Origin of the sequence: Rheinheimera maricola (assembly GCF_016918075.2) — a bacterium.
GTDB lineage: Bacteria > Pseudomonadota > Gammaproteobacteria > Enterobacterales > Alteromonadaceae > Alishewanella > Alishewanella maricola_A.
Map to the genome: position 1 here is coordinate 347,939 of NZ_JAERPS020000003.1, position 23,640 is coordinate 371,578.

At 47.3% G+C, this 23,640-nt stretch carries 24 protein-coding genes; 9 read left to right on the plus strand and 15 right to left on the minus strand.

Features of this window, described 5'->3' with window-relative positions; genetic code table 11:
- Window positions 1-42 precede the first annotated feature (42 nt).
- The 3 genes from xseB to dxs are packed head-to-tail and all read left to right on the plus strand — an operon-like array spanning window position 43 to window position 3,051.
- Window positions 43-288, plus strand: coding sequence for an exodeoxyribonuclease VII small subunit (gene xseB / locus I4W93_RS10330; protein ID WP_205310998.1), 246 nt, complete (start codon window positions 43-45; stop codon window positions 286-288).
- A gap of 1 nt (window position 289) precedes the next feature.
- Entirely contained in the window at window positions 290-1,177 is an 888-nt protein-coding gene (ispA, locus tag I4W93_RS10335; RefSeq protein WP_205310997.1) for a (2E,6E)-farnesyl diphosphate synthase, read from the plus strand.
- A 14-nt stretch (window positions 1,178-1,191) separates the two neighbouring features.
- Window positions 1,192-3,051, plus strand: coding sequence for a 1-deoxy-D-xylulose-5-phosphate synthase (dxs, locus tag I4W93_RS10340; protein ID WP_205310996.1), 1,860 nt, complete (start codon window positions 1,192-1,194; stop codon window positions 3,049-3,051).
- 37 nt (window positions 3,052-3,088) lie between these two features.
- Here dxs and I4W93_RS10345 read toward each other — a convergent pair whose 3' ends face one another.
- From I4W93_RS10345 to glyA, 10 genes are all read right to left on the minus strand, one after another.
- Window positions 3,089-6,121, minus strand: coding sequence for a ligand-binding sensor domain-containing protein (locus I4W93_RS10345; protein WP_205310995.1), 3,033 nt, complete (start codon window positions 6,119-6,121; stop codon window positions 3,089-3,091).
- Between the two features lie 27 nt (window positions 6,122-6,148).
- The gene (locus I4W93_RS10350) at window positions 6,149-6,628 is read right to left on the minus strand and encodes a phosphatidylglycerophosphatase A family protein (protein WP_205310989.1); all 480 of its coding nucleotides are present in this window, start codon (window positions 6,626-6,628) and stop codon (window positions 6,149-6,151) included.
- Window positions 6,625-7,608: a thiamine-phosphate kinase gene (gene thiL, locus I4W93_RS10355; RefSeq protein ID WP_224673379.1), complete on the minus strand. Its 984-nt coding sequence runs from the start codon at window positions 7,606-7,608 to the stop codon at window positions 6,625-6,627. Before thiL ends, I4W93_RS10350 begins: the two co-directional genes overlap by 4 nt.
- 11 nt (window positions 7,609-7,619) lie before the next feature.
- Window positions 7,620-8,033 carry a transcription antitermination factor NusB gene (gene nusB / locus I4W93_RS10360; RefSeq protein WP_205310987.1) on the minus strand — a complete coding sequence of 138 codons (414 nt, stop codon included), beginning with the start codon at window positions 8,031-8,033 and terminating at the stop codon, window positions 7,620-7,622.
- A 15-nt stretch (window positions 8,034-8,048) separates the two neighbouring features.
- Complete coding sequence (gene ribH / locus I4W93_RS10365) at window positions 8,049-8,513, minus strand: 6,7-dimethyl-8-ribityllumazine synthase (protein WP_205310986.1); 465 nt, start codon at window positions 8,511-8,513, stop codon at window positions 8,049-8,051.
- A 117-nt stretch (window positions 8,514-8,630) separates the two neighbouring features.
- Window positions 8,631-9,740: a bifunctional 3,4-dihydroxy-2-butanone-4-phosphate synthase/GTP cyclohydrolase II gene (ribBA, locus tag I4W93_RS10370; RefSeq protein WP_205310985.1), complete on the minus strand. Its 1,110-nt coding sequence runs from the start codon at window positions 9,738-9,740 to the stop codon at window positions 8,631-8,633.
- Window positions 9,741-9,752: 12 nt separating this feature from the next.
- Entirely contained in the window at window positions 9,753-10,403 is a 651-nt protein-coding gene (locus tag I4W93_RS10375) for a riboflavin synthase (RefSeq protein ID WP_205310984.1), read from the minus strand.
- 49 nt (window positions 10,404-10,452) lie between these two features.
- Complete coding sequence (gene ribD / locus I4W93_RS10380; RefSeq protein WP_205310983.1) at window positions 10,453-11,571, minus strand: bifunctional diaminohydroxyphosphoribosylaminopyrimidine deaminase/5-amino-6-(5-phosphoribosylamino)uracil reductase RibD; 1,119 nt, start codon at window positions 11,569-11,571, stop codon at window positions 10,453-10,455.
- Window positions 11,564-12,025 (minus strand): transcriptional regulator NrdR, encoded by a 462-nt coding sequence (nrdR, locus tag I4W93_RS10385; protein WP_205310982.1) that lies wholly within the window; start codon window positions 12,023-12,025, stop codon window positions 11,564-11,566. Before nrdR ends, ribD begins: the two co-directional genes overlap by 8 nt.
- 102 nt (window positions 12,026-12,127) lie before the next feature.
- Window positions 12,128-13,381, minus strand: coding sequence for a serine hydroxymethyltransferase (glyA, locus tag I4W93_RS10390; protein WP_205310981.1), 1,254 nt, complete (start codon window positions 13,379-13,381; stop codon window positions 12,128-12,130).
- Window positions 13,382-13,651: 270 nt separating this feature from the next.
- Between glyA and dinB the strand changes: the two genes are divergently transcribed.
- On the plus strand, window positions 13,652-14,716 hold the full coding sequence (dinB, locus tag I4W93_RS10395; RefSeq protein WP_205310980.1) for a DNA polymerase IV: 1,065 nt from the start codon (window positions 13,652-13,654) through the stop codon (window positions 14,714-14,716).
- Window positions 14,717-14,784: 68 nt separating this feature from the next.
- On the opposite strand, the gene I4W93_RS10400 is transcribed toward dinB, so the two are convergent.
- Window positions 14,785-14,997 (minus strand): cold-shock protein, encoded by a 213-nt coding sequence (locus tag I4W93_RS10400; protein WP_068230058.1) that lies wholly within the window; start codon window positions 14,995-14,997, stop codon window positions 14,785-14,787.
- A gap of 268 nt (window positions 14,998-15,265) precedes the next feature.
- Window positions 15,266-16,582, minus strand: a complete 1,317-nt coding sequence (locus I4W93_RS10405; protein WP_205310979.1) for a DEAD/DEAH box helicase — start codon at window positions 16,580-16,582, stop codon at window positions 15,266-15,268.
- Window positions 16,583-16,729: 147 nt separating this feature from the next.
- Here I4W93_RS10405 and I4W93_RS10410 point away from each other — a divergent pair, with 147 nt between their 5' ends.
- Window positions 16,730-17,263 (plus strand): DUF2058 domain-containing protein, encoded by a 534-nt coding sequence (locus tag I4W93_RS10410; protein ID WP_205310978.1) that lies wholly within the window; start codon window positions 16,730-16,732, stop codon window positions 17,261-17,263.
- Between the two features lie 32 nt (window positions 17,264-17,295).
- The gene (locus I4W93_RS10415; protein WP_205310977.1) at window positions 17,296-17,802 is read left to right on the plus strand and encodes a GNAT family N-acetyltransferase; all 507 of its coding nucleotides are present in this window, start codon (window positions 17,296-17,298) and stop codon (window positions 17,800-17,802) included.
- Here the strand turns inward: I4W93_RS10415 and I4W93_RS10420 are convergent.
- Window positions 17,799-18,533 carry a class I SAM-dependent methyltransferase gene (locus I4W93_RS10420; RefSeq protein ID WP_205310976.1) on the minus strand — a complete coding sequence of 245 codons (735 nt, stop codon included), beginning with the start codon at window positions 18,531-18,533 and terminating at the stop codon, window positions 17,799-17,801. The two genes, I4W93_RS10415 and I4W93_RS10420, sit on opposite strands and share 4 nt — an antisense overlap.
- Before the next feature lie 39 nt (window positions 18,534-18,572).
- Between I4W93_RS10420 and gloB the strand changes: the two genes are divergently transcribed.
- From gloB to I4W93_RS10435, 3 genes are read left to right on the plus strand one after another with little or no spacing between them, the layout of a single operon-like run.
- Window positions 18,573-19,340 (plus strand): hydroxyacylglutathione hydrolase, encoded by a 768-nt coding sequence (gloB, locus tag I4W93_RS10425; protein ID WP_205310975.1) that lies wholly within the window; start codon window positions 18,573-18,575, stop codon window positions 19,338-19,340.
- Between the two features lie 57 nt (window positions 19,341-19,397).
- Window positions 19,398-21,002 (plus strand): LysM peptidoglycan-binding domain-containing protein, encoded by a 1,605-nt coding sequence (locus I4W93_RS10430; RefSeq protein WP_205310974.1) that lies wholly within the window; start codon window positions 19,398-19,400, stop codon window positions 21,000-21,002.
- Window positions 21,003-21,020: 18 nt separating this feature from the next.
- Entirely contained in the window at window positions 21,021-21,524 is a 504-nt protein-coding gene (locus I4W93_RS10435; protein WP_224673381.1) for a hypothetical protein, read from the plus strand.
- A 250-nt stretch (window positions 21,525-21,774) separates the two neighbouring features.
- Here the strand turns inward: I4W93_RS10435 and I4W93_RS10440 are convergent, their stop codons facing one another.
- Together I4W93_RS10440 and maiA are read right to left on the minus strand one after the other, a co-directional pair.
- The gene (locus tag I4W93_RS10440) at window positions 21,775-22,701 is read right to left on the minus strand and encodes a chemotaxis protein (protein ID WP_205310973.1); all 927 of its coding nucleotides are present in this window, start codon (window positions 22,699-22,701) and stop codon (window positions 21,775-21,777) included.
- A gap of 206 nt (window positions 22,702-22,907) precedes the next feature.
- Window positions 22,908-23,546 carry a maleylacetoacetate isomerase gene (gene maiA / locus I4W93_RS10445; RefSeq protein ID WP_205310972.1) on the minus strand — a complete coding sequence of 213 codons (639 nt, stop codon included), beginning with the start codon at window positions 23,544-23,546 and terminating at the stop codon, window positions 22,908-22,910.
- Between the last annotated feature and the right edge of the window lie 94 nt (window positions 23,547-23,640).

The following is a 23,640-nucleotide window of genomic DNA, read 5'->3' on the forward strand; positions in this document are numbered from 1 at the left end:
AGCCTGCTAAGGTAACTTTGCGCACACTTTTGTGGGGGGTGTATGAGCAAGAAGAAAACTGATTTAAGCCAGTTTGAGCAAAGCCTAACTGAGCTTGAGCAGATAGTGCAGCAGCTGGAGCACGGTGAACTGTCACTAGATCAGTCGTTGCAGCAGTTTGAACGCGGTATCACCCTGGCTCGGCAAAGCCAGCAAATGCTGCAATCTGCGGAGCAGAAAGTCCAGCTATTGATGCAACATCAGCAGCAGGAAAGTTTGCTGCCGTTTGCACCCGAGCAGGAAGACTAAGTTGCAGCCAGCCAAGCTAACGCAGTATCAACAGCGGGTAGAGCAACATTTGCATTTGCTTTTAGCCCGACAACGACAAACCGATCCGCGGCTGCTTGAAGCGATGTCATACAGCTTGCTGCTAGGCGGGAAGCGAGTGCGGCCGTTTTTGGTGTACAGTTGTGGAACGCTGTTGGGTGCCAACTTGCATGATTTAGATGGCCCAGCCGCTGCGCTGGAAGCTCTACATAGCTACTCGTTAATTCATGACGACTTACCCGCTATGGACAACGATGATATTCGCCGCGGCAAACCCACTTGTCATAAAGCCTTTGATGAAGCCACGGCCATTCTTGCCGGTGATGCGTTACAAGCGCTGGCGTTTGACATTCTTGCCAGTCACCCCTATCAGCAAGTGCAAGCGCCAGAATTAGTTGCAATGCTACAAACCTTTGCCAGCGCAGCTGGCTACGCAGGCATGTGTGGTGGCCAAGCCATTGACCTGGCACAAACCAACCAGTCAACCAGCTTAGAACAGCTAGAACAGATGCACCGTTTGAAAACCGGCGCATTAATTGAAAATGCAGTACACCTAGCTTGGTTGTGTAGCCCCAACCGAGTGCCGGCAGAACTGAAGGCATTGCTTGGTTTTGCTCGTGCATTAGGTCTGGCATTTCAGGTGCAGGATGATATTCTCGACATAGAAAGCGACACCATCACCTTGGGTAAACCTCAGGGTTCAGATACCAAGGCCAACAAATCAACTTATCCGGCCCTGTTGGGATTGGATAACGCTAAGGCCAAAGCAAAACAATTGCACCAAGAAGCATTGAACGCTTTAGCTGGTTTACCGTATAACACTGATGAGTTAAGCGCTTTTGCGCATTACATTATCGAACGCAGGTTTTAACACAGGCATCAATTATGGCGTTAGATATTAACGATTACCCGTTATTAGCCAAGGCTAATTACCCCGAGCAGCTGCGTCAGCTGGCACAAGATAAACTGCCCGCCCTCAGTGATGAGCTGCGTGGCTACTTATTACAAAGTGTAAGCCAAAGTAGTGGACACTTTGCCTCTGGGCTTGGCACGGTAGAGCTTACGGTAGCATTGCATTATGTGTACAACACCCCTTTTGATAGAGTGATTTGGGATGTTGGTCATCAAGCTTACCCACATAAAATTCTTACCGGGCGCGCTGAGCGCATGCATACTATTCGGCAAAAAGACGGCTTACACCCTTTTCCTTATCGCGAAGAGAGTGAATACGATGTGCTTTCGGTGGGCCATTCCAGCACCTCAATTAGCGCCGCTTTAGGTATGGCTATTGCAGCTCAGCAAGCGCGTAACAACCGTAAAGTTGTGGCGGTAATTGGTGATGGTGCTATTACCGCAGGTATGGCATTTGAAGCTTTAAACCATGCCGGTGAAGTGCGGCCAGACATGCTGGTTATATTAAACGACAACGAAATGTCGATTTCAGAAAATGTCGGCGCACTAAACCGGTATTTTGCCCGAATTTTGTCCGGTAGCTTTTACACCAGCTTGCGCGAGGGTGGCAAAAAAATATTAAGTGGCGTACCGCCGCTGCATGAATTAGCAAGTCGTGCTGAAGAGCATTTTAAAGGCATGGTGACACCTGGTACCTTCTTTGAAGAATTGGGTTTTAACTATATTGGGCCTATTGACGGCCATGACGTATTAGGATTGGTGGATACCATTCGTAATATGCGTAATCTTAAAGGCCCACAGTTACTGCATATTGTAACCAAGAAAGGCAAAGGCTACGCGCCGGCAGAAGCCGACCCAATTGGCTATCATGCCGTAGCTAAGTTTAATCCAGACGACAGCAAGCAACCGGCCAAGAAAGCCAGTTTACCCAGTTTTTCTAATATTTTTGGTCACTGGATTTGTGATATGGCGGCCGAAGACGAACGTTTGCAGGCCATTACGCCCGCAATGCGTGAAGGTTCAGACTTGGTGCGTTTTTCTAAAACCTACCCTAAACGCTACTTCGACGTTGCTATTGCCGAACAACATGCTGTAACACTGGCAGCGGGTATGGCCATTGAGGGCTTAAAGCCTGTCGTAGCAATATATTCCAGTTTTTTACAACGCGGCTATGACCAACTTATCCACGATGTAGCGCTGCAAAATCTGGACGTGCTGTTTGCTATAGATAGGGCTGGTGTAGTTGGCGCCGATGGACCGACCCACCAGGGCGCTTTTGATATCAGCTTTTTGCGTTGTATTCCAAATATGCTAATTATGGTGCCATCTGATGAAAATGAGTGCAGGCAGATGTTGTACACCGGCTATCAATATAAGGGCCCAGCAGCGGTGCGATATCCCCGTGGTGTTGGCAGTGGCACTGCAGCTGAAGCACAGATGCAACTGCTGCCTCTGGCTAAAGCCCGGGTAATACGCGAAGGCGAGGGTCTGGCAATACTGGCCTTTGGCCCCTTGCTAAGTGCTTGCATGCACGCCGCAGAGCAGTTAAATGCCACCCTGGTTGATATGCGTTTTGTCAAACCGCTGGATGAAACCTTGCTTAGCCGACTGGCTCAGAACCACCAGCAATTTGTTACAGTGGAAGATAACGCCATTATGGGCGGCGCCGGGTCAGCCGTGAATGAATTTGTTGCCAGCAAAGCGTTGGCAGTGAAATGTCATAATCTGGGCTTACCTGATCATTTTATAAAACACGGTAGCCAGCAGGAGATTTATACCGAGCTTGGTTTGGACAGCGATGGCATACTCGCCAGCTTGCAGCGTCTGAGCTGAGGTAACACAAAAAACCGCCTGAAGGCGGTTTTTTTATCTAGTCAGTCGTTTTGTTAAATTCAAAATGCGCCAGGCCTGCAGCAATAAGCCGCTCTACCTGCGCTTCAATATGCGAGGAATCTTCAAACTCAAAGGCATCAACCTGTTGATCGAAATGTATGGTAGCCACCGCATTTTTTCCAACATGTTTGACCTGGTACAAAGCCATTTCCGCCAGCTGCAACGATATTTCCCAGTTAATTAACTGTCCCCCCAAAAGCTCCAGTGGATACACGGCGTAGCCAACAGAGCAGGTCAGCCGGGTTCGGTGCCCATTCGGTAAATTAAAAACGGTCTTGCCAATCAGATCATGCAAACGCTGGCTAAACTGTGCTACCAGCTCCAACTGAATGTCCCGTAAAACCAAAACAAACTCTTCACCGGCAAAACGTACCACGTAATCTGAACCGCGTGTTTCGCGGATCAAAATACCCGCAACCTGCTGAATGCAGCTGTCACCTGCGCTGTTACCAAATTGGTCATTCACCTGTTTAAAGTTGTCTAAATCCAGATGGATCAGGGCAACACACTTGCCTTGACTAATCATCGACTCACGGTTGCGTTGAAAATGCTCAATATCTTTAGGCAACTGCTCGAACATAAAACGACGGTTTCGTAACCCGGTTAAACTATCTTTGTGTGTCAGAAGAACCAGCTGTTCATTCAGTTCATTGAGCTTCACATTACTATTTTCCAGCTCCTGAGTACGTTGGCTCACCAGTCGTTCCAGCTGTTGTTGTTGATGCGCTGTGTTGCGGCGTAATAGCCATACCAAGCCATATAAACAAAATAACGCCAGAACCAACCACAAGCCTCGATAGAGCAAAGTCTCATCAAAACGCTTTGGTACTACCAAGTCCAGCTGCTGGGTTTGCGCATCGGTCCAGGGTTGGTTTTCCATCCGTGCTTGCAAGCGGAACGTAAAGCGTCCTGGTTCAAGATTGGTGTAGATAGCTTCTCGCCGCTCACCAACATAATGCCACTGATGCTCAAATCCGATTAACTGATAGCGAAACTGCACTGCTGCGGGTTTAATAAACTCTAACGCTGAATAATGGACAGTAACGTTACGCTCATCTAGCTCCAATACCAGTCGCTGTTGCCCTGCGCTGATGATGTAAGGCTTATCTGCCTGTACCTGCTTTATAACTGGCAGTAGCAGGCTATCCGCTTGTAAATCTAATGCTTGAGGCACTGCAACCAAGCCTTTTAGTGTTGGGTACCAGTATTGATCTTGCCAAAACACCACTTTGGCATGGCCGGCACCATTGCAACAGCGCCCAGGCACGGTGCCCAACTGTCGGTCATAGGGGCCTAAAACCTCTTCTATCCGCAATTGACTCGACGCATCCGCACTTAACTGTGACGCCTTTAATCTGAAGATACCTTTATGCGTACTGATCCACACATAGTCTGATGCAACATCGAATGTCATGCTAACTACCGGGCTGTGTGGCAAGCCATTGGCAGCATGTAATTGAAACCAACTATTGTTGGCGTTACGGATAAAAATACCGTCGTCCAAGGTACTTGCCAGCAACTCGCCACCAGGCAATAGCTGCATCGCGGTAATATAACTGTTGTAAAGTGGCGTACCCACGCCGAGCCGGCTTAATCGTTGTTGCTGATATTGATATAGCCCTCTGGTGGTGCCAAACACCAGATTATCTGCAGTATGTTGTAGCACCGTAATATGTCGTGATTCCAGCTCAGCATTGAGGGCAAAAGGCGTTAACACCTTATCGCGGTAATGAAACAACCCCATCACACCGCCAACCCAGAGTCCTTCTGCAGCATCAGGCTGCAATACTCTTACGGTAAAACCTTCCAGGCTACTAAAAGGATTGTCTAATTTGGCCGTTTTACGGTTGTAACTCAATACTCCCTTATCGGTTGCCAACCACATATTTTCGCTATCGGGCCAATAAACATCGTGAACAGTGCCCGCCCCCATTTGCCCACTGTTAATCAGGCTGCGATAACTGCCATCGGCATTCATTTCACCGATATCCGATTGACCTGCCACCAGCAACGCGCCATCAGGCGTTACTGCAACACTACGCACAACGGGATCAGCCAGATAAGGTATCACCCGGCGAATATTACCCACTGACGCACGATAAATACCATCGCTGAAACTGGCCAGCCAAACATTTTTCTCGCGATCTTCAAAAATGTCGCTAAACCAGGGATAGCTCCCCAGCTCGTCACCGGTAATTTGTTGCCATTGTTGGCCACGGTGACGATGAAACAACTTGCGATGCGCCGAAATCCAGCTATTACCTCTGCTGTCTTTTAATAGCTTATAAACGGCTGTGTTATTCTGATCGGGTAGCTGACATTTTTGTACCGAACCAGATTCATCTAGATGATAAAACCCTGATTCCCCAGCCAGGTGCAGGTTATCCTCAGACCAATACAGGTCATAAATCGGGGTTTGTATCAGTTCAACCGGTAGGCGGAAACTCTTAACATTACCATCCAAGTCCATTCTGTATAGCTGTTCAGCGCCACTGATCCAAATATACTCACCTATTTGCTCCAGTTGACTAACCTGGCCGAGTACTTGCTCTACCCGGCTAACTTTGCCCTGAACCACCCGGTACAAATGATCAGCGGCTACCCACACTTCTCCGGCACGAACTTCAATTATGGATGTAACTTCAGCAAGGATCTGAAAGCGGTCGAACTGTAATGTTTGGGGGTCCACTCCAGACAGACCAGACTTAGTGCCTACCCACATGTATCCCTGGCTGTCATGTAACAAACGGGTCACACTATTGCTGGCAAGATGACGATGTGTCTCAGAGGTAAAGTGTTCAAATTGCACACCATCAAACCGGTTTAAACCATATAAGGTTGCCAGCCAGATATAGCCCTGTGTATCCTGACTAATGGCACGGACAGAATTGCTCGACAAACCGTCGTCACTGCCCCAATGCTTAATATCAAAATCATATACAGATTGCTGGTTATAAGCGTAAGACGAGAGCGGGCATAACAATAAAAGCAACAGTAGGATGTGTTTCATTGACACGGTCTCGTTCCTAAAAATTGGTCAGCCTAGAGGTAGATAGGGCAATAGCAATTGCAGCGCAATCAAGGCCGCGACACCGGCAGCAATATCGTCCAGCATAATGCCTAAACCACCGTGGATATGCTTATCTAACAGGCTGATTGGCCAAGGTTTTACAATATCAAACAGCCGGAACAACACAAAGCCCAACAGCAATGTTTGCCAGTGTAGCGGTGCCCACAGCAATGTGATGGCATAACCAACAATCTCATCCCAGACGATAGCTTTATGATCGTGCTCGCCGACATCTTTTGCCGTTTGGCCGCACAAAAACACGCCTAATATGGCACCAGCGACAACAAATATCAGTAAATAAACCTGCCCCAGCCATAATAGCAGCGCAACCAGAGGCACCGCGGCCAAAGTACCGAAAGTGCCGGGTGCTCTAGCTGCCAAACCACTACCAAATCCCAGTGCTAAAAACTGATACCATTTTTTTAGATTGAACTGTGGTGTATTCATGTAAAGTGAACAAAACCCTGGTGCTGATAATTAAACGCCTGCTCGCCATGTTTCAATTCCAGCTTACCGGCGACACCGGTAATGCGACCGATACAACTGACAGGAATGCCGTATGGTGACAACAACACGTCCAGCGAACCACGTTTAGCTTCTGGGATGGTAAACAATAACTCATAGTCTTCGCCACCAGACAATGCCAATTGGATAGCCATAGCAGTGTCACAGCTGTCTTTTAGCGCTTGAGACAACGGCAAACGGGCCACGTCGATACTAGCACCTACCGCTGATCGCTTTAAAATATGTTGAATATCACTATACAGGCCATCAGATAAATCCATTGCGCTGCTAGCAAGATTGCGCAGCGCCTGCCCTAACGCGACGCGGGCTGAAGGGTAATGAAACCGCTGCAAAATATGGGTCTGATGCTTTTTACTAACTTCATGCAGGCCCTGACATAGTTTCAAGCCTAAGGCTGCATCACCCAAGGTACCGGTAACATAAATATAATCGCCCACTTTAGCGCCACCGCGGGTCAACGCTTTGCCTCGTGGCACTATCCCCTTGGCAATCATAGTTAGACTAAGCGGCCCACGTGTGGTGTCACCACCAATTAACTGGCAGTTGTAATACTCTGCGGTCTCATGTAACCCGGCAGCAAAAGCCGCCAGCCAGGGCTCATCCACCGCAGGTAATGTTAACGCCAACGACAACCAGACGGGCTCAGCCCCCATAGCGGCTAAATCGCTGACATTCACTGCAACCAGTTTATGTCCCAACGCTCTGGGTTCATCATCTGGAAAAAAGTGTGTACCTACTACCATGGTATCGGTAGTCACCACCAGATCACAACCATCGCGCACTTGCAACACAGCACCATCGTCGCCGACACCAATAGCGACATCACTGCGTCTAGCACCAGCACTGGCAAAATAGCGGGAAATGAGTTCGAATTCACCCATAAAATAAGAAGCCGGCAACAACCGGCACTCCTTTAACTTGGACGCAGTACGCGGACAGCTTTATCCAAAATACCGTTTACGAATTTATGGCTGTCGTCAGCGGCAAACACTTTAGCCAATTCAATGGCTTCATTGATGACTACTTTGTAAGGCACGTCCAAACGGTACTTTAGCTCATAGGCTGAAACACGCAATATCGCTTTTTCAACAAAATCAATTTCATCAAACGGACGGTCTAAATAAGGCTTTAACGCCTCATCCAAGGTTGCATGGTTTTTTACCACGCCACGCAGCAAATCCTGAAAATAGCCAACATCGATATGTTTGACGTTTGTTTCCAGCAACAACTGCTGTTCAATATCAGCAATTGGATTCTGGCTAACGTGCCAATTGTAAATACCCTGCACGGCAAGGGAGCGTGACTGACGACGGGCGTTCGGTTTCATGTGTGTTTATTCCTGTTACAGCTTAGCCAGTAGGTTAACCATTTCCAGCGTTGACATAGCCGCTTCGCAGCCTTTGTTACCCGCTTTGGTCCCTGCTCGCTCAATCGCCTGCTCAATACTGTCTACCGTCAATACACCAAAGGCTACCGGGATATCATGCTGCATCATCACCTGAGCAATACCTTTGGTACATTCGCCGGATACATACTCAAAATGAGGTGTACCACCACGGATAACTGCGCCCAGCGCAATAATACCATCATATTTTTTGCTTGCAGCAACACGTTGCACAGCCAGTGGCAACTCAAAGGCACCCGGTACACGGATCACAGTAATATCCTGCTCGGCAACATTGCCAATACGCTGTAAGGTATCCGCTGCGCCGCTTAATAAACTCTCAACAATAAAGCTGTTAAAGCGCGCTACGACTAACGCAAACTTTTTACCGTTGGCAGAAAACCCTGCTTCAATAACCTGCATAAGTTGCCCTTAAAATCTGACCGCTAAAAATTAGCCGTGCATAATAGCACAACAGTGCGCAAACCGGCAGAGTCTTTCTGCCTGACTCACGCGGTTAATTTCACTGCTACGCAGTGGCTACTCACTAACATAATCGACAACTTCAAGACCAAATCCAGACAGGGCATGATACTTCTTCGGCTGGCTTAACAAGCGCATTTTTTTCACACCAAGACTGGCTAGAATTTGTGATCCAACCCCAACGTTACGCGACGTTCCAGCCCACGGCACACTGCGTGGTTTTTCGCCCTTATCCTCAGCCTCAAACCCCTGCACAGTGCGGATAAGCGCTTCGGTATTTTCATGTTTACCCAGTAACACCAGTACACCGCCATCTTTAGCAATACGAGCCATCGCTGTGTGCAATGGGAAACTGCGGTTAGCAGCACGATTGGCCATTAACAAATCACTGAAGGTATCATGCAGGTGCACGCGGACCAGTGTTGGCTGGTCGGCGCTAATCTCACCTTTGACTAAGGCAAAGTGTATTTGGTTGTCAATGGTGTCTTTAAAGGTCACTAACTGAAAATCGCCTACTTCGGTTGGCAACTGACAGCTGGCAACCTGCTCGATAGTGGTTTCATTTAAATTACGGTATTCAATTAAATCGGCGATGGTGCCAATTTTAATACCATGCTTGTTGGCAAATACTTCTAAATCTGGCCGCCGTGCCATGGTGCCATCATCGTTTAAAATTTCAACAATAACTGCCGCAGGCTCTAATCCGGCTAAACGGGCTAAATCACAACCCGCCTCGGTGTGCCCAGCTCGCACCAATACACCGCCGTCCTGCGCCATCAACGGGAAAATATGTCCCGGCTGTACAATGTCGGCTGGCCTGGCGTCGCGTGCTACGGCAGCCTTTACGGTCCGCGCACGATCTGCAGCAGATATGCCAGTTGTAACGCCTTCAGCGGCTTCAATCGAAACGGTAAAATTAGTGGCAAAAGGCGATTTATTCGCATCCACCATCAATGGTAACGCTAACTGTTTACAGCGTTTTTTCGTCAGCGTTAAACAAATTAATCCGCGGCCATAGGTCGCCATAAAGTTAATGGCTTCAGGCGTAACATAGTCTGCCGCCATAACCAGATCGCCTTCATTCTCACGATCTTCATCATCCATCAGCACTACCATCTTGCCCTGGCGGATATCTTCAATAATTTCAGCTGGAGTATTCAGAAGCATAACAGACCTTATTTATAAAAAGCCGCGCTGCGCCAGCAGCGCCAGACTAACACCACCGGTTGCACCGGCACTGTTTTTACTCATTAAACGTTCAAGATAGCGTGCTATCAAATCTACTTCCAGATGCACACTGCTGCCCACTTTAAGTTGCGCAATAGTGGTCTGCTGTGCAGTATGCGGCACAATGGTTAACCGAAATGCATCACTACTAAGTTCATTTACCGTCAAACTGATACCGTCGACGGTGATTGAACCTTTAGCGGCAATGTAATGTGCCAGTCTGGCCGGCAACGCCAGCCAGATTTGCCAGGCACGCCCACTGCGCTCTATTTTAACGACTTGGCTTACACCGTCGACATGCCCACTGACCATATGGCCACCCATACGAGTAGTCGGTAGCAGCGCTTTTTCCAGATTAATCAGCTGCCCGCTCTGATACTGGCCAAACAAGGTGTACGCCAGTGTTTCGGATGATACATCCGCCTCAAAGCTATGTTGGCCAAGCTCGGTTACCGTTAAACAAACACCATTGCTGGCAATGCTGTCGCCTAATTTTACATCGCTAAAATCCAATGTGTTACTTTCAATGGTTACTGAAATATCAGTACCGCGGTGTTGGACACGACTTAGCTTACCTGTGGCTTCAATAATACCTGTAAACATGGCTTATCCTGTTAAAATGTTTGGGCTGTAATTGAAAAATGTTTACCAGCTAGCTTAGCCGAGCTGTCAGCCGAACATCCGGCCCTACCATTCGCACGTCGCTCCAATACAGCTGAGGAACCTGCGCTAACACACTAAATTGGGGTAAAACAGCGAGAGGCTGCGCGGTATTGCCCAGCAGTTTGGGTGCCAGATACACGATTAATTCATCAACTAAATTTAGTTGTAATAGCGCTCCGGCTAGCGTCGCACCGGCCTCTACCCACAACATGTTTATCTGCTCACGCAGTGCTAAATGCTCAAGCAACAATGCTAAGTCAAACTGCGCTTGGGTATTCAACGGACAATGGATTTGCCTGGCGATATTGGGCAGGACGCGTGCATTTTCAAGTTTACTGACACAAACAATCACTTCGCCCCCTTCTTTGAACAGGGCAAGATTGTGATCTAAATTATCATTTCGATCCAATATTACGCGTTTGGGCTGACGTAGCTCACCGGTGTCCAGCTGGCTAATGTTCAGTTGCAACTGTTCCGCTCGCAGGTTGAGCCGGGCATTATCAGCCATTACAGTGGTGGCGGTTGATAAAATAGCGCAGCTTTGGGCCCTGTAGTGCTGTACATCGGCTCGCGCCGCAGCACTGGTTAACCATTTGCTGTCACCATTTGCCAGCGCCGTGCGCCCATCCAGGCTAGCTGCCAACTTCAACTGCACATAAGGACGATTGCGTTCCATCCGACTTAGAAAGCCAGGGTTTACTGCCCGTGCTTCTGCTGCCATTAAGCCAATGTCTACCTGAATGCCTGCCGCCTTTAGCAGTGCTGTGCCACGCCCCGCTACTTTAGGGTTAGGGTCTTGCATGGCAACAACAACCCGGCTTACACCCGCGACCACCAGAGCCTCCGCGCACGGCGGTGTACGGCCATGGTGGCTGCACGGTTCAAGCGTTACATAACAAGTTGCCCCTCTCGCCTCGCTACCAGCCTCTCGCAGTGCAAACACTTCGGCATGTGGTCCACCAGCCTGACGATGATAGCCCCGGCCAATAATTTGGTCATTTTTTACTAACACGGCACCCACATTTGGGTTTGGACTGGTGGTAAATCGGCCAAGTTCGGCTAAACGCAGTGCTTGGGCCATAAAATTACTGTCTGCTGCGCTAAACATCAGGGCTTTGACCTAAACGAGCTATTTCTTCACCAAACTCGCGGATATCCTTAAATGAGCGATACACCGAGGCAAAACGCACATAAGCGACTTTATCAACCTTAACCAGCTCATCCATAATCAGGTTACCAAGCAGTTGGCTGCCTACCTCACGCTCACCGGTGGCACGCAGTTGCGACTTAATCTTATTAATCAACTGCTCTATCTGCTCGGTCGAGACAGGGCGTTTTTCCAGCGAACGTAATAAGCCACTACGTAGCTTGTCTTCATTGAACGGCTCACGCGAACCATCTCTTTTAATAATACGCGGCATTACCAGCTCGGCGGCTTCAAAAGTGGTAAAGCGCTCATGACAAGCCAAGCATTCGCGACGACGGCGCACCTGATGGCCGTCTGCCACCAATCTGGAATCTATTACCTTGGTATCATCAGCATTACAAAACGGACAGTACATAAGAAAAATCCTGCTAAACCGTCAAAAAGCACGATTGCAATAAAGAAAAGGCCGCATAAAGAAATGGCCGCAATAGCGGCCATCATAGCACTTAATCAGGGCCTACGCATAAACAGGGAAACGGCCACACAGCTCAGATACCTGGCTACGTATTTTATCAATTACAGCGGCATCGCCACGGCTGTCCAACACATCGCAGATAAAGTTTGCCACGGTGCGGGCTTCTGCCTCGTTAAAGCCACGGCGGGTAATTGCCGGCGTACCGATGCGCAAACCAGAGGTAACAAAAGGAGACCGTGGATCATTGGGTACCGAGTTTTTATTCACAGTGATGTGCGCCTGCCCTAACCAGGCATCCGCTTCTTTACCTGTGATATCTTTGTCGATTAAATCCATTAGGAACAAGTGGTTTTGCGTGCCACCGGACACAATCTTATATCCGCGAGCCATCATCGCATCGCACATAGCCACGGCGTTTTTAAGCACTTGTTGTTGGTAGGTTTTAAATTCTGGTTGCAGCGCTTCTTTAAAGGCCACGGCCTTAGCAGCAATAACATGCATTAACGGGCCGCCCTGGCCACCAGGGAATACCGCAGAATTCAGTTTCTTCTCAATCTCTTCGTTTTTACGCGCCAAAATTAAGCCACCACGCGGACCAGCCAGTGTTTTGTGCGTAGTGGTAGTGACCACATCAGCCACTGCTACCGGGTTAGGGTACAGGCCTGCCGCAACTAAACCCGCAACGTGGGCCATATCAACCATCAGGTAAGCGCCGATTTTGTCGGCGATATCACGGAAGCGCTGCCAATCAACAATACCTGAATAGGCAGAGAAACCGGCGATAATAAGCTTTGGTTTGTGTTCCAGCGCCAGTGCTTCAGCTTGATCATAATCAATCACGCCCGTTTCAGGGTGTAGGCCATATTGTACCGCTTTGTATAATTTTCCAGAGGAGCTGACATGGGCACCGTGGGTTAAGTGACCACCGTGTGCCAGACTCATGCCTAAAATTGTATCACCGGCATTTAACAACGCCAGAAATACAGCAGAGTTCGCTTGCGAGCCAGAGTGTGGCTGCACGTTGGCGTAATCGGCACCGAACAGCTCTTTCGCGCGGGCAATGGCTAAATCTTCTGCTATATCAACGTATTCACAACCGCCGTAATAACGCTTGTGTGGATAACCTTCGGCATATTTGTTGGTCAGTTGAGAGCCCTGTGCTTGCAGTACGCGTGGGCTGGCGTAGTTTTCTGATGCGATAAGCTCAATGTGAGCTTCCTGGCGATCAGTTTCATTTGTTATGGCTTGCCATAATTCCGGGTCGAAATCGGCAATATTCATATCACGCTTTAACATGCTCTCTCCTGGTGCGGCTTGCACGCTTAGTCTTAAAAAGATCGGGTATTAAAAAACAGTTGTTAATCAAAATGCAGCACAGCAAAACGGGCTGATAAAATTGGTCGCTATTCTACCGTTAAATCGGCATTTATGCACTTAGAAATTAGACATCTAAACGTCCGCGCACAAAATACCTTTGTAACACTTGTGGTCGCAACGTGACGTAGACTTTACAACAGGGCTGACACCGCCTAGTATACTGTATATATAAACAGCCGCGACAACCCTATGCGCAAAATAATACATATTGATATGGATTGCTTTTTTGCTGCCGTGGAAATGCGTGATAACCCGGCACTTAAGCATGTACCGTTGGCTATTGGCGGTTCCAGACAAAGTCGTGGCGTAATATCCACCTGTAACTATCCTGCCCGCAGTTATGGGGTGCGCTCAGCCATGCCAACGGGCCAAGCATTAAAGCTTTGTCCTCATCTAACTTTGCTGCACGGCAACATGGACAAATACAAACTGGCAAGTAAACAAATTCGGGCTATTTTCAACCGTTACACTGAGCAGGTTGAGCCGTTGTCACTAGATGAAGCCTACCTGGATGTCAGCGACTGTAAGTTGTTCAATGGCAGTGCTACCCGTATTGCTGAAGATATTCGCCGAAGCATATTATTAGAGACTGGTCTTACCGCATCTGCCGGGGTGGCGCCGAATAAGTTTTTAGCTAAAATCGCCAGCGATGAAAATAAGCCAGACGGCTTGTATGTTATTACACCAGACAAGGTCGCTGAATTTGTAAAAAATTTGCAGCTAATAAAGTTGCCGGGAGTAGGTGCAAAAACAGCCGAGCGTTTAAGTCATTTGGGACTACATAATTGTATAGATATCGGTAATGCTCCTCTGTCGCTATTGGTAAAGCATTTTGGCGCCTTGGCCGACAGCTTGTTAAAGCGCAGCCAAGGTATTGATGAAAGGCCAGTATGCAGCAATGAACAGCGTAAATCGTTGGGAGTAGAGCGTACTTTGGACCACGATTTACTACAGTATACCCAGTGCGTAGAAACCTTAAGTCAGCTTTTACCACAACTGCAGCGCAGGCTTGAGCAATACAGTAGTACGGCAGCAGGGCGCTTAACCCCTATTCAAAAAGTGGCAGTTAAATTGAAGTTCAGTGATTTTCGCCAAACCACCGTAGAAAAACAGGGCCAGCCACTACAACTAGATAAACTATTACCTTTATTAGATGAAGCTTGGCAGAGGCGTGAACAACAAGGTGTACGATTAATTGGCTTGCAGATAGGTTTTAAAACCTCGGCATTGCAGCAATTGGCATTACCATTTTGACGTGGTATTTGTGTATTGCAAATAACAGAAAACCGGCCATAGCCGGTTTTTTGCAATCATGGCCGGAATTATCCGATAACAGTTACGTTCTCAGCTTGTGGGCCTTTTTGACCTTCAGTTACTTCAAAAGTAACTTTCTGACCTTCAACTAAAGTTTTACGGCCGGTGCCATTGATCGCACGGAAGTGAACGAAAACGTCCTTACCACCATCACGCTCCAGGAAACCATAACCTTTTTCTTCGTTGAACCACTTAACTGAACCGGAAATTAACTGTGACATAACACTCTCTTACTTTAACTAAATTTGCCAGCTCGCTGGCGACTTAAATATTACCGGCCATAGCAACTAGCGAGTATATATTTTCGCCCTTATTATCATTTAAGCCATATAAGGGGTCAATAACCTTGCCTGCTGCAGTGCAAATAATCTGCTAGGCCGTATCAGCATTGTGAGCCACATCACTGATAACCCTGTTGTTGTTAGTATGTTTAACAATAACAGTTTGAGTGTAGCAGCAATAATGCTGAATAAATAATCAGCCGCAAATTTATTTTTGTTTGCGCTTGGGCGGTGCCATGCCGTCGTCCCCACCCTGAAAAAATTGTGCTTTGCCAGAACTCAGTTTAGGCTGGGATTTCACTTTAGCTTTTGCTTTACGTGCAGCCAGTTTTGCTTTTTTCTCCGGTGTAATTGCCGGTGTCGCCGGACGAACTGTGCCGTCAAACTTGCCAACCAATCCCTCAACAACACTGAAGCTGGTAGGCTGGCGTAAAAAGGCTTCAATACGCAGCAATGCAGCAATATCTTTTGGTCCGACTAATGAAATAGCGGCGCCTTTGGCACCTGCACGGCCTGTACGGCCAATACGATGCACATATTCTTCAGCATGTTTAGGCAAGTCAAAGTTAATCACATGCGAAACCTGTAGCAAGTCCAGACCACGAGACGCTAAATCAGTAGTTACCAGCACCTGGTGCTTGCCGCTGGCAAATGCTTGCATCACACTATTACGGCTACTCTGTGTCAACTTGCCGCTTAAGCCAACGGCACTCTTGCCTTGCTGCTCACAAAGCTGGGCCAGACGCTCAGCATCCTCGCGTGTCGCGGTAAAGATAATGAGTTGTTTAATCTCAGCCTGCTGCAAAAAATGCTGCAACAACGCTTCTTTATGCGTTAGATGATCAGCAAGGAAAAATTGCTGGCTAATATCCTGATGCTGTTGGTGCGAGGCGCCAACCGCAACCCGATACGGGTTTTTCAGCAGCGCCAGTGCCAATTCATCTACTTCTGCGTGGTCCAGCGTGGCAGAAAACAGTAACGTCTGGCGCAAGCGATGGTCCGCGGCTTTGTTTATCACTGTTAGCTGCGGCATAAAGCCAAGATCCAACATACGGTCGGCTTCGTCGAGGATTAGCACCTCCAAGCCATTGATAAAAACTGATTTATGCTCTAAATGGTCAACAAAACGGCCAGGCGTGGCAACGATAATATTCGGTTGTCGCTTCAACAATTTTTCCTGATCATTGAAGTTTTCGCCGCCGACAATTAATGCTGACGTTAGAGGCGTGTTGGATACAAACAACCTTAACTGAGCATATACCTGCTTTGCTAACTCGCGGGTCGGAGCCAAAATTAATGCTCGTGCATCACGTTTTGACAATGCTCTGCTCTTTAACAAACGCTGCATCATCGGCAGCAGATACGCCAGCGTTTTACCAGAACCAGTTTGCGACGACACAATCAGATCGCGTCCCACCATTACGGCAGGTATGGCTTCTTGCTGAATTTCTGTAGGCTTTACAAACCCCAGATGCTGCACCGATCGCATTAAACGCGGGTCTAACGATAAATCATTAAATGGCAAAGTGAACCTCTTCAAGCATAAATTACTGCTATATGATAACCGATGCTGACAAATTGAGTTAGTTTGATTTCGTTACGACTTAGCTTTGCGTTAGTATATGCAAAGTGTTTCAACCGCTATAAACATACTGACTGATCAAGGTTTACCATGAGTAATGCATTAAAAGAGCAACTGTTAAAAGCAGGCCTGGCAGATGCCAAAAAATTAAAAGCGCTGAAAAAAGAAAAGCATCAGCAAAAAGTGCAGGCGGGTAAAAAACAACCGGTTGTAAATGAAGCAACAGTACTGGCCGAAGAACGTCGCCAGCAACAGATAGAACGGGACCGTCAGCTGAATCAGCAAAAACAAGCGGTATTGCAGCAAAAAGCTATTGCAGCGCAAGTGCGACAACTCATAAGCAACAACACCATAAAAATCCAGGGCGAGCTGGCCTATAACTTTACCGATGGCAAACTAGTTAAGCGGTTGTACGTAAATAACAAACTGCATGACGAGCTAAGCCGAGGCATGCTGGCCATAGCCAAACAGGATGAACACTATTTTTTAGTGCCTGCGGCAGTGGCAGAGAAAATTCAGCAACGCCAGGCTGACAGCATTGTGGTACTAAATGTGAAACAGCAGCAACAGGACGAAGACGACCCGTATGCTGACTTTAAGATCCCCGATGATTTGATGTGGTAACAGAGATAGCTACCATTACAGAATTTAACCCCATGCAAACACTACTAGCTGTGACCAGCATGAGTGAATTGAGCCAGCTGCGCAATTGGTTTCAAAATGCTGAGCAGCAGCAAAGCTGGGGCGGGGATAATTTTGTTTATCCTTGCAGCGAACAACAGTTTCTTCAACTATTATGTCGCCCCGGAACTCAAAGCTATAGCTTGTTAGATCGCCACAGCGGCAAGTTGCTCGGTTTTGGCCAGTTGTGTGACCGTTTTGGCTGCCATCATCTTGCCCGGCTAGTTATTGCTCCGCCACACCGTGGCCAAGGTTTAGCAAAACAACTTATCTTTGCTTTAATTATGCAGGCCCTAAGCACGCAACAGCGGGACATTTCTTTGTATGTACACCGGCATAATGTTGTAGCTCTGCAATGCTATAACCGACTTGGTTTTAACATCACCACCCCACCGGAGGAAGATAATGCACGGCTGTATTTTATGACGTTGCCTGCCGATACTGCCAAGGTGAGTGTGGCGCAATATTTAACCCAGCTTTAATCCGTTTGCTGCCTGGCACTGGCTCCTTTTACTTGCTGCGCAAAAGCAGGGGTTAACTGCCATTTTGGTCTTATTGGTGTCAGCGGTAATTCGCGCTTGCGGGCAACGATAAGATAACTGGAAGAAAAATAGCTTAGATATTGCTCTGCCAACTGTTTTGCCCAGCCTGTATTGTATTCACGAGCCAACAGTGCTGAACAGAAAAAGCGCTGTTCTGTGACAACTTCGAACCCCATCAGATGTAACCAATCTTTAATACGTGATGCAGAAAAAAATCGACCTTGCCAGGGATAGCGCTGCTGTAGTGCTGGCCAACATCGTAACAAACCCACCAAGCTGAAGGGGTTTATCCCAGTCAATAACAGATAGCCGTCAGCACGCAACACCCGGTGCGCTTCGCGTACTACGTGATGTGGGTCCGGGGTAAACTCCAGATAATGACTAAGCAACACGGCGTCAACACTGTGCTCACTAAAAGGTAAAGCATCAGCATCAGCTTGCAGCATCAGATCACTACCATCGCGGCCAACATTGATATGATGCTGTATTTTACAGTTTCGAGTATCCAACTGGCAGCTAAGATCACCCACTTTAAGCAAATAATAGCCGAAAATACGCTGCCACATCGGCTCTAACACTTCAGCGATAGCGCGCGCCAGAGCTTCGCCCTGATTGATCTGCCGCCACTCCGCAGGAGATAGCCGCTCTTTTTCGCTTAACGCCGGTTTCATGTTAAATTGTATCCTGATTCAATTACTGATGCCGTGTTTATGTTTCAGATTACACCTATAGCTGCATTTGAGGATAACTATATTTGGGCGCTGTGTCAGCCCGATCACTGTTATTGCCTGGTAGTCGACCCGGGTGATGCAGATGCAGTGGAACAATTTCTAACGCAGCAGAATAAACAATTAGATACCATTTTAATTACGCATCACCACGGTGATCACACCGGTGGCATAGCCAAGCTACGGCAACGATTTCCTGCAGTCAATGTAATAGGGCCAGCAGCTGAGCATGCTTACATACCCGGGCTGTTGCAACTGGTAGACGATGGCGATACCGTACAACTGCCCACATTTGGATTGCAGTTAGAGGTTATTAGCGTACCAGGCCATACATCAGGACATATTGCTTATTATTCAGCGCCGGTTTTGTTTTGTGGTGATACCTTATTCAGCGCAGGTTGTGGCAGGTTATTTGAAGGCACTGCTAAGCAAATGTGGCAGTCGCTGCAAAAATTAATAGCGTTGCCGGATAGTACACTGATTTACTGCACCCACGAATATACCCTGTCTAACATAAAGTTTGCTCTGACGGTGGAACCTACCAACGCCGCGTTAATCGAATATCAGCAGCGTTGCCAGGCCTTGCGTCAGGTGCAACTGCCGACACTACCGACGACGTTGGCACTGGAGAAACAAATAAACCCATTTTTACGCTGCGATGACACTGCGTTGCAGACCAGATGGCGGGTAAATAGCGCAGTGGCGCTATTTACCCTGCTACGAGCAAGTAAAGATCAATATAAAGGCTGACTTGCATTCAATCACTGAACAGGTAACATTCGAATTTTACTGGTGGAACATTTTACAATGCTTAAACGACTATCTGCGCTGGCAGGCGCCATGCTTCTCTGTGGTTGCGTGACGACCAATACTACCGAAAACACGCAGACTCCGGTAACTACGACAAAAATAAACAATGCAGATTTTCATAAGCAAGCCGCAAGCGCTGAGCAAATTGCCGACCGTTTATGGAGTGCCGGACATACTCAAGTGCAAGACGAGGTAGAGATAAACGCAGCAGAGCTGGAAGATTTATGGCTGCGAATACAGTCTCAACTGAGCTTTAACGTGCCACAAACGCGGCCTATTGTCGAACAACGCAACTTTTACTCCAGCCATCAAGCCTATCTGGACCGAGTTGCAAACCGCGCCCAACCGTTTCTCTATCACATTGTGCAAGAGATTGAAAAGCGCCAGATGCCACTCGAATTGGCACTGCTGCCTATCGTTGAAAGCGCATTTGACCCATTTGCCTATTCGCATGCTGCTGCGTCTGGTATGTGGCAATTTATGCCAGCAACTGGCAAGCGCTTCGGTTTAAAACAAAACTTCTGGTACGACGGTCGGCGCGACGTTATTGCGTCAACTCGTGCAGCTCTTGATTATTTGCAATATTTACATGACCGACTTGAAGGTGACTGGTTAAATGCGATTGCTGCATATAATTCCGGTGAAGGCCGCATCCTGGCAGCGATTAAACGCAACAAGAAAAAGCGCTTACCCACAGATTTTTGGTCGCTGGACTTACCGGCTGAAACCACAGCTTATGTCCCTAAACTACTAGCATTGGTTGATATCCTTCAACGTCCGGATGATTTTGACATTGTTTGGAAATTTATTGCCAATGAATCCCGTATTTCTGTAGTTGATATTGGCAGCCAAATCGATCTGGCGATCGCTGCAGATCTTGCAGGTCTAAGTGTCGCTGAATTACAAGCTTTAAACCCCGGTTACAACCAATGGGCAACAGATCCTGACGGGCCACACCAGCTGGTTGTGCCGATTGCTAAGGCTGATATTTTTCAGCAGAAACTGGCACAAACAAGCGATCAAAACAGATTGCGTTGGCAGCGATATACTGTAGCTAAAGGTGACACCTTAGGTAAGATTGCGCAAAAGCACGACACCAATGTCAATGCGATTAAACGTATTAACAAGCTAAATAATAACGTTATTCAACTTGGGCAGCACTTGTTAATCCCGGTTGCATCTGCAGATAATGCCGATTACAGCTTAAGCCAGGACGCCCGAATCGCTAAAGCACAGCAGAAATCCCTGGGCGATGCTAAACTTGATTACATCGTAGAAAACGGCGATACCCTTTGGGATATTAGCAGGCAGCATAATGTGACCGTTGCACAACTATCGAAGTGGAACGGTATAGCACAGCGTGCGGCACTTAAACCCGGTCAAAAATTGGTTATTTGGCAGCAAACGTCAAACAATGAGCGTACCGCCGGTATCTCTCGTACTGTTACGTATAAAGTACGCAAAGGCGATTCGTTAGCACGTATTGCGCAACGCTTTAGCATATCGGTATCTGATATAGAGAAATGGAACAATATCAACAGCAGCAATTATCTACAGCCAGGCCAACAGTTAAAACTGATAGTTAATATGACTCAGGTTTAACCATATAAGGGTTACTCGATGCCAACACTCAAAGGTAAATGCCGATATCTAGTGCGTGCGGTCCTATATACGTCGCTATGGCTGCCGTTAGCGTGTCAGGCACAATTTGATATCGAAGGTGCCGCGCAGATGACCCTTAGCAATGGCAACACTGAGCAGTTAAATTATGGTTTTAGATATTTTCGCCAGGACGGTAACTACCACTTTGTCGCTGGTCAACAAAGGATTGTAGTGCCGTCGGTGCCGCAAAAGTACTCACTAACGCTGATCCTTAATGATAAAAATCAGGTTTGGGTACCCGACTTCAGTAAAGAACCGTTACAATACTTTACGTTAAGTATTGCTGGAGCAGATATTGTGCTGAGCCACGAGCCTTCAACGGATTCACCAGGCCACTTTGTACTGCAATATAATGGCGAAATTTACTATTTCAGCCGCGGCCCCGGACAAGTTAATTTTTATTTCACGGAAGAAGGTATATCGGAAATAAAAATAGCTGGCATGCTAAAGCCACATAAATAGGCGTTATTCGGGCTCTTTCTGCAATTGCAGCACCGGCACTGAACCCGAAACAACACAAAGAAGTGGCGCTATTAGTGTTACAACCCAGCCTGTCTGAAGATCGATACCATACCACCAGGCGTAAAACGCTGCCGTTAACTGAAACACAATTCCAAAAAGGCCTAATAAAACTAATGCCCGATTTAACAGCCGTTTTGGCAAAGACAACGTCATACTTCTTACCTGTAAATAGCGAATAAATTAACTAAGCCTAATCTGCAGTCATCCACTTTTGCACTGCTGATACTAATTCATCCGGATGAAATTTTGCAATAAACTGATCTGCGCCAACTTTTTTAACCATAGCTTCATTGAACACACCGCTTAGCGATGAATGCAACACCACATGCATATTTCTAAGCAACGGATCGGCTTTAATTTCTGCTGTTAGCGTATAACCATCCATTTCTGGCATTTCAATATCAGAAATCAGCAGTGGCACTTTAGCGGAAATATCACCTCCAATCTCAGCCGCTTTGGCATTTAGCCAATCTAGGGCTAATTTACCATCATTGACCAGTTCTACTTTAATCCCTATGGATGTTAAAGCGCGTTTTACTTGATTTCGTGCCACTGCAGAATCATCAGCTACTAATACCACTAAATCATCAAAATTCCGCTCTGTGGCCTTCGTTTTGACATCATCGCTAACTTCTTCATTTACTGGTGTGATCTCGGAAAATACCTTTTCAACATCAATAATCTGTACCAATTTACCATCAATCTCTGTGACCGCGGTCAGATAATGCCCAGCACCCGCACCTTTTGGCGGCGGCATAATTTTATCCCAATTTGTATTTACGATACGGTCAACACCACTAACCAAAAAGCCCTGGGTATGTCGGTTATATTCTGTTACCAGCACGTAAGATGTCGACAAATTCTCAATTCGCTTGCCGCCCGTGGCCTGGCTTAAATCAATTACCATTACAGGAACACCGCGCAGGTGGGCTATACCTCTTACGTGCGGGCTAGACCCTGGCATTTCTGTTAATTCAGGGCATTGCAACACTTCACGCACTTTAAACACATTGATACCGAAAGGCTGGCCGCCATAAAGGCGAAACAACAACAACTCCAATCGGTTATTACCAACCAGGTTTGTGCGCTGATTCACCGCCGCCATCAATTTACTCATAACGTGCTACCCCTAAGGCTTTGTTGCCCAAATAATAAATTACTATTGTCTACTTACAACACTAAAGCATGTTGCTAGACACAACGCAATGTTGACTGCAATAGATAAACTAAATACTGCTTAAGCATAGGCGACTATAGTTAATATTCTAGCGAAAACAAAGAATCCCTTTCGCAGGCGATTAGCCTGCGAAAGGTAACTCAGCACTATTGTGCGTCTGGCTGGTGCTCTGGTGCAGCCAAAGCAAAAGCCGCCAGTTGTAGGCATTGATGATGTACTGCGTTGATGGTAGGAAATGGCGACATATCAAGCCCAAACCGCAATGCATTATACACTTGCGGTATCAGGCAAATATCGGCCAGCGTTACCGTGTCGCCAAAGCAGAAATGCCCTGCCGATGCGCTTAAACGTTGCTCAAATGCTGTAAAACCACAATGAAGCCAGTGTAATATCCACTGCTGCTTTTGTTGCTCCGTCAGTGCTAACGACCCGGTCAAATACTGCAAGATTCGTAAATTATTTAGCGGATGAATGTCGCAGGCAATATCCAGCGCCAGTGCCCGGACTTGAGCCTTTGCACCAGCTTCTAACGGTAGTAATGCCGGTTGTGGATATATTTCTTCCAGATACTCAATAATAGCCAACGATTGGTTCAGGCTGAAATCACCATCGACCAGGGTAGGCACAAGTTCCGCTGGGTTTAGTGCTTTATAGCTGTCACTGTGTTGTTCACCACCGTTTTTAACCAAATGTACCGGCAGATTTTCAAAGCTCAGCTGTTTTAAATTCAGCGCTATACGCACCCGATAAGCTGCAGATGAGCGCCAGTAACCGTATAGTTTCATTGTTATCCTCTGAAATTAAATGAGGTAGAAGCGCGGATGTACTTTTTTCTGCGACCGTTGAAGGCCCGGACGGCCTGACAAATTCGTCAGGAAC

What these genes read in the sequence shown, in the direction of transcription:
- dinB (WP_205310980.1), top strand. Translation starts at nt 13,652, where the DNA reads ATGCGCAAAATAATACATATTGATATGGATTGCTTTTTTGCTGCCGTG.
- I4W93_RS10375 (WP_205310984.1), bottom strand. Translation starts at nt 10,403, where the DNA reads ATGTTTACAGGTATTATTGAAGCCACAGGTAAGCTAAGTCGTGTCCAA.
- ribH (WP_205310986.1), bottom strand. Translation starts at nt 8,513, where the DNA reads ATGCAGGTTATTGAAGCAGGGTTTTCTGCCAACGGTAAAAAGTTTGCG.
- maiA (WP_205310972.1), bottom strand. Translation starts at nt 23,546, where the DNA reads ATGAAACTATACGGTTACTGGCGCTCATCTGCAGCTTATCGGGTGCGT.
- ribBA (WP_205310985.1), bottom strand. Translation starts at nt 9,740, where the DNA reads ATGCTTCTGAATACTCCAGCTGAAATTATTGAAGATATCCGCCAGGGC.
- I4W93_RS10420 (WP_205310976.1), bottom strand. Translation starts at nt 18,533, where the DNA reads ATGAAACCGGCGTTAAGCGAAAAAGAGCGGCTATCTCCTGCGGAGTGG.
- I4W93_RS10350 (WP_205310989.1), bottom strand. Translation starts at nt 6,628, where the DNA reads ATGAATACACCACAGTTCAATCTAAAAAAATGGTATCAGTTTTTAGCA.
- I4W93_RS10435 (WP_224673381.1), top strand. Translation starts at nt 21,021, where the DNA reads ATGCCAACACTCAAAGGTAAATGCCGATATCTAGTGCGTGCGGTCCTA.
- I4W93_RS10345 (WP_205310995.1), bottom strand. Translation starts at nt 6,121, where the DNA reads ATGAAACACATCCTACTGTTGCTTTTATTGTTATGCCCGCTCTCGTCT.
- I4W93_RS10400 (WP_068230058.1), bottom strand. Translation starts at nt 14,997, where the DNA reads ATGTCACAGTTAATTTCCGGTTCAGTTAAGTGGTTCAACGAAGAAAAA.
- I4W93_RS10440 (WP_205310973.1), bottom strand. Translation starts at nt 22,701, where the DNA reads ATGAGTAAATTGATGGCGGCGGTGAATCAGCGCACAAACCTGGTTGGT.
- gloB (WP_205310975.1), top strand. Translation starts at nt 18,573, where the DNA reads ATGTTTCAGATTACACCTATAGCTGCATTTGAGGATAACTATATTTGG.
- I4W93_RS10430 (WP_205310974.1), top strand. Translation starts at nt 19,398, where the DNA reads ATGCTTAAACGACTATCTGCGCTGGCAGGCGCCATGCTTCTCTGTGGT.
- xseB (WP_205310998.1), top strand. Translation starts at nt 43, where the DNA reads ATGAGCAAGAAGAAAACTGATTTAAGCCAGTTTGAGCAAAGCCTAACT.
- dxs (WP_205310996.1), top strand. Translation starts at nt 1,192, where the DNA reads ATGGCGTTAGATATTAACGATTACCCGTTATTAGCCAAGGCTAATTAC.
- glyA (WP_205310981.1), bottom strand. Translation starts at nt 13,381, where the DNA reads ATGTTAAAGCGTGATATGAATATTGCCGATTTCGACCCGGAATTATGG.
- I4W93_RS10410 (WP_205310978.1), top strand. Translation starts at nt 16,730, where the DNA reads ATGAGTAATGCATTAAAAGAGCAACTGTTAAAAGCAGGCCTGGCAGAT.
- I4W93_RS10415 (WP_205310977.1), top strand. Translation starts at nt 17,296, where the DNA reads ATGCAAACACTACTAGCTGTGACCAGCATGAGTGAATTGAGCCAGCTG.
- nrdR (WP_205310982.1), bottom strand. Translation starts at nt 12,025, where the DNA reads ATGTACTGTCCGTTTTGTAATGCTGATGATACCAAGGTAATAGATTCC.
- nusB (WP_205310987.1), bottom strand. Translation starts at nt 8,033, where the DNA reads ATGAAACCGAACGCCCGTCGTCAGTCACGCTCCCTTGCCGTGCAGGGT.
- ribD (WP_205310983.1), bottom strand. Translation starts at nt 11,571, where the DNA reads ATGTTTAGCGCAGCAGACAGTAATTTTATGGCCCAAGCACTGCGTTTA.